Below are 4879 nucleotides of genomic sequence, written 5' to 3' on the forward strand. Positions count from 1 at the left end.
GTAATCGCCGAGTACATGTCCGATCCCGTGCCCGCGATCACGCGGCTCGTGAAGGTCGACGCGTTGAACTCGTGCTCGGCATACAGATTGAGCGATACGTGCATCGCCTGCACCCACGACTGCGACGGCTCCACGCCATGCAGCAGATGCAGAAAGTGGCCGCCGATGGAGTCGTCGTCGGTGTCGACTTCGATACGCTTGCCGTTGTGCGAATAGTGATACCAGTAGAGCAGCATGGAGCCGAGCGAGGCCATGAGCTTGTCGGCGATATCTCTCGCGCCCGCGATGTTGTGATCTTCCTTCTCCGGCAAGATGGTGCCGAGCACGGACACGCCGGTGCGCATCACGTCCATCGGATGCGCGGAGGCGGGAATCCATTCGAGCGCGGCCTTCAGGTTCGCGGGCAAGCCGCGCAGCGCCTTCAGCTTCGTCTTGTACGCCTTAAGTTCCGCGACGTTCGGCAGCTTGCCATGCACGAGCAGATAGGCGATCTCTTCGAACTCGGACGTGGTCGCCACATCCAGAATGTCGTAGCCGCGATAGTGCAGATCGTTGCCGGTCTTGCCTACGGTGCAAAGCGCGGTATTGCCCGCTGTCACGCCCGACAGCGCGACGGATTTCTTCGGCTTGAAACCACCGGCTGCGGGTGCATCGCTCGATACGGTGTCGCTCATTGCTTCAAGTCTCCTGTGAACGCCCGTCCCGCGGCGTCGGCTCTTTCCCTTGAAACGGGCGCCGGGCTTGCGCTCGCGCCGCGTGACCAAAGGCTCGTGTCAGCTTGCATCTAGTTCGCGCCGAAAAGCGGCGCGCACTCGTCGGGCAGCGCGTGTCCCGTCGACTTCCCCCGGCGCAGCACCGACCAGTAATAGCGATAACTCGCGCGGTCGTGCAGCGTGTCGCCGTGGCGCGTCGGTCCCCATTGCGCGCGCTGTGCCGCGAGCAGAATCTCGGCGGCGAGTGTGATTTCATCGGCGCGCGGCGAGAAAGCCTCGACAATCGGGCGAATCTGTTCCGGATGAATGCTCCACATGCGCGTGTAGCCGAACTCCTTGCGGGCGCGCGCGGCATCGTTGGCGACGACCGTCATATCGCGCACTTCCGTCGACACGTTATGCGACGGCACCTTGCCATGCGCGTGACATGCGGCCGCAATCTCCAGCTTCGCGCGTCGCACTAGCGGATGATCGAACTGACCGGGCGAGCGCATCGCGGAATCCGGAATCGCGCCGTTGTGCGCGGACACGAAGTCCATCAGTCCGAAGCTCAGCGACTCGATGCCGGGCAGCGCGGCCAGCTGGAAGACATCCGCGAGCGCGCCATGCGTTTCGACCAGCAGATGACAGGCGATGGCCTTCGCGATGCCCAACTCGCGCCGCGTGGCCTCGATAAACGCGACCATCTCGGCGGCATCCGATGCACTGCGGATTTTCGGCAGCATCACATAGGCCGGCACCTGCTTCGCCTGACGCAGGATGATGCGGACGTCGTCACGCCACGCCCGATGCTGGAAGTCGTGAATGCGCACGCCGACGCGCCCGAAGCGGTCGTGCTCGCCGCCGACGAACGACGCCACCATCTCCGCATGTTCGGCTTCGTGACCGACCTGCGCGCCGTCCTCGCAATCGAGCGTGATGTCGAACACCGGGCCGAGCTGCGCCTGCAACGCGAGCGACTTCCTGATCAGCTTCTCGCTGCCCGCGTAGTGATCGCAGGGCGGCAGAACTGCCGGTTGCGGCTCGCCGTCAAACAGCACGTCGGCGGGGGAGAGAGCGGGCATTGTCGGCGTCGGGTCCGATAAAGGTGATTTCGATGCTGCTCGTATGTCTGATTCGGCCGCGTTCGCAGTGGTACGCGAGGTACGCAAGCGCGACCGGATCAGGCGCGAACCGTGAAGTCCGCGCTTGAGGGAAGCGCGCACGCTTCCCGTGCCGCCGTGCTTACTTGCCCAGCAGATGCGCAACGCCGTCGCGCTCTTCGAGCAGTTCGTTCAGCGTGTTGTCCATCTTCTCGCGCGAGAACGCGTCGATTTCCAGGCCTTCCACGCGCTTGTACTCGCCGTTTTCGCACGTGACGGGCACGCCGTAGATGATGTCTTCCGGAATGCCGTACGAGCCGTCCGACGGGATGCCCATGGTGACCCACTTGCCGTTGGTGCCGAGCACCCAGTCGCGCACGTGGTCGATCGCCGCGTTAGCCGCCGAAGCCGCCGACGACAGGCCGCGCGCCTCGATGATCGCCGCGCCACGCTTGCCGACGGTCGGGATGAACGTGTTGCGGTTCCATTCGTCGTCGTTGATGAGCTTCGTCAGGTTCTCGCCTTCGGCGGTCGCGAAGCGGAAGTCGGGGTACATGGTCGGCGAGTGGTTGCCCCACACGGCGAGCTTTTCGATGGACGCCACCGGCTTGCCCGACTTGGCTGCGAGTTGCGACAGCGCGCGGTTGTGATCCAGACGCAGCATGGCGGTGAAGTTCTTCTTCGGCAGGTCCGGCGCCGACTTCATCGCGATGTAGGCGTTCGTGTTCGCCGGGTTGCCGACGACCAGCACCTTCACGTCGCGGCTGGCGACTTCGTTCAGCGCTTTGCCCTGAACCGTGAAGATTTCGGCGTTCGCCGAGAGCAGGTCCTTGCGCTCCATGCCCTTCGAACGCGGACGCGCGCCGACGAGCAGCGCGATGTCGGCGTCCTTGAACGCGACCTTGGGATCGTCCGTGACGACGACGCCGGCGAGCAGCGGGAACGCGCAGTCTTCCAGTTCCATCACGACGCCCTTCACGGCGGCTTGCGCTTGCGGCAGATCGAGCAGCTGAAGAATCACGGGCTGGTCTTTGCCGAGCAGATCGCCGTTGGCGATGCGAAACAGCAGCGAGTAGCCGATTTGACCTGCGGCGCCGGTGACGGCAACGCGCTTTGCGGACTTAGCCATTGAAACTCTCCTGGACGGTACGTGGAACGCTAGGGAAAAACGCCATTTTATGCGCGTTACGCGAAGCGTTGATGATGTCATGCTGGACATGCCGCCCGCGGATTGCTGAGAGCCTTCCGCCACGCGGGCCGCGCGCCGCATGGCTGCGCTTTCCCGCATGGCTGCGTGGCGGCATGACCGTCATGCCATGAATCCTTCTATGAGCGGAGAGTGCGGGACTGCGCGAGGAGGCGCATTTTCGCTAGAGTCTGACGGCAAGCGCCCATGCGAGACGGCGCTGAACGTTGCGAGGCAGTAGACAGGCAGCGGCGCGCGAATCGTGTGGCCGATCGGCGTAAGGCGAAGCGAAAGGGCGTGCCTGGCGGTTGGTGGCGTGGACCTGGCGCGCGCCCGGCACTGGCGATTCCGGCGAAAACCGCCGAAAAACCGCGCCGAACGAACGTTCCCGAAAACCGTGCGACGACCCGCAAACCCTTGCTCGACAAGGAGTGTAGGATTGCCCGAAGGCAAAGTCAACACTATCTTATGTCTTATATAAGACATAGAACCTCGCGGGAAAATGTGGACGCGCGACGGGCCTTTGTGTTGAAATGCGCGGCATGAATTCGAACGCGCCAAACTCGGCGGGCACGCCCCCACAGAACGGCAGCGCACAGGCGGGCGAGCCCGCGGGCGCGCCGTCGCCGACGTTTAGCCCGCTGTATCAGCAAATCAAGGCGCTCATCACGCAAGGCCTTGAATCCGGCGAATGGAAGCCGGGCGAGATCATTCCGAGCGAAGTCGAGCTCGCGGCCCGCTACAAGGTGAGCCAGGGCACCGTGCGCAAGGCGATCGACGAACTCGCCGCCGACAACCTGCTCGTGCGCCGTCAGGGCAGAGGCACGTTCGTTGCGACGCACAGCGAAGATCGCGTGCAATTCCGCTTCCTGCGCCTTCTGCCCGACGATGGCGACATTCATCCCCATGTCAGCCGCCTGCTCGAATGCCGACGCCTGCGCGCGCCCGCGGAAATCGCGCGCCAGCTCGATCTCAAGCCCGCCGATCCCGTCGTTCTTATCAAGCGTCTGTTGCAATTCGATGGCGTCACCACAGTCTTCGACGAAATCTGGTTGCCGGGCGCCGTGTTTCGCGGGCTGACGGCGGAGCGCCTTGCCGACTACAAAGGCCCGCTCTACGCGATGTTCGAAACCGAGTTCGGCACGCGCATGATTCGCGCGTCGGAGAAAATTCGGGCGGTCGCGGCGGAAGAGCCGGTCGCGCAATTGCTGGATGTGCAGCCGGGCTATCCGCTGTTGTCGGTCGAACGTATTTCGTACACCTACGGCGATCGTCCGGTGGAAGTGCGGCGCGGCTGGTACGTGACGAGCGGCTATTACTATCAGAACGACTTGAGTTGAGCGCGCGGGCTTGGGTCGAGTGGTCCGGCTGGTTGGAAGCGGCCCGGCAAGGGCATTCGAGGGCGCTATTTTCGCGTGGGCGGCAACAGTCTCTTGGGCCGCTTTTCGCTGCGGTGCGGAATGAAAAGGCGCTAAAATCGCGGGTTAGTGTAATAACAAGTTGGGGTCTAGCATGGCTGAAGCCGTAAAAAAACCAAGGCCCGAGTACCGGAACATCGGGCTTGGACAGATCGCGAAGTATCGCTTGCCGTGGGCGGGCAAGGTGTCCATCCTGCATCGCATCAGCGGTCTGTTGCTCTTCATCGCGCTGCCCTTTCTGCTGTATCTGCTCGACCAGAGCCTGACGTCGGAGATCAGCTTCGAGGCGTTCAAGGGCTTTCTCGCGCACCCCATCGTCAAGATCATCACGCTCGTGCTGTCGTGGGCATATCTGCATCACTTCTGCGCGGGTATCCGCTTTCTCGTGCTCGACATGCACGTAGCCGTGAACAAGGAAGGCGGACGGCAGACCGCCATCGCGGTGCTGGTCGTGTCGCTCGTGCTGACGCTTGCCGTCGC

5 protein-coding genes are annotated in these 4879 nt (G+C 63.3%); 2 read left to right on the forward strand and 3 right to left on the reverse strand.

The annotated features are described in order from the left end of the window. The 3 genes from NCR37_RS13635 to NCR37_RS13645 all read right to left on the reverse strand — a co-directional run. Positions 1-674 (reverse strand): citrate/2-methylcitrate synthase (locus NCR37_RS13635; protein ID WP_284506882.1); only part of this gene is annotated, 674 nt, incomplete at its 3' end. A gap of 110 nt (positions 675-784) precedes the next feature. Next, positions 785-1777, reverse strand: coding sequence for an HpcH/HpaI aldolase/citrate lyase family protein (locus NCR37_RS13640; protein WP_250473433.1), 993 nt, complete (start codon positions 1775-1777; stop codon positions 785-787). Positions 1778-1937: 160 nt separating this feature from the next. Next, the gene (locus NCR37_RS13645) at positions 1938-2924 is read right to left on the reverse strand and encodes a malate dehydrogenase (RefSeq protein WP_175940903.1); all 987 of its coding nucleotides are present in this window, start codon (positions 2922-2924) and stop codon (positions 1938-1940) included. Between the two features lie 590 nt (positions 2925-3514). Here NCR37_RS13645 and NCR37_RS13650 point away from each other — a divergent pair. Beyond that, entirely contained in the window at positions 3515-4321 is an 807-nt protein-coding gene (locus tag NCR37_RS13650; RefSeq protein WP_250473434.1) for a GntR family transcriptional regulator, read from the forward strand. Between the two features lie 172 nt (positions 4322-4493). Next, the coding region (sdhC, locus tag NCR37_RS13655) for a succinate dehydrogenase, cytochrome b556 subunit (RefSeq protein ID WP_250473435.1) at positions 4494-4879 on the forward strand (386 nt) is incomplete at its 3' end.

The sequence above is a fragment of the Caballeronia sp. GAFFF1 genome (assembly GCF_023630705.1).
Classification (GTDB): Bacteria; Pseudomonadota; Gammaproteobacteria; order Burkholderiales; family Burkholderiaceae; genus Caballeronia.

Bases quoted from the DNA above. Each gene is read 5' to 3' on its own strand.
- NCR37_RS13640 (WP_250473433.1), bottom strand. From the start codon at position 1,777: ATGCCCGCTCTCTCCCCCGCCGACGTGCTGTTTGACGGCGAGCCGCAA.
- NCR37_RS13645 (WP_175940903.1), bottom strand. From the start codon at position 2,924: ATGGCTAAGTCCGCAAAGCGCGTTGCCGTCACCGGCGCCGCAGGTCAA.
- NCR37_RS13650 (WP_250473434.1), top strand. From the start codon at position 3,515: ATGCGCGGCATGAATTCGAACGCGCCAAACTCGGCGGGCACGCCCCCA.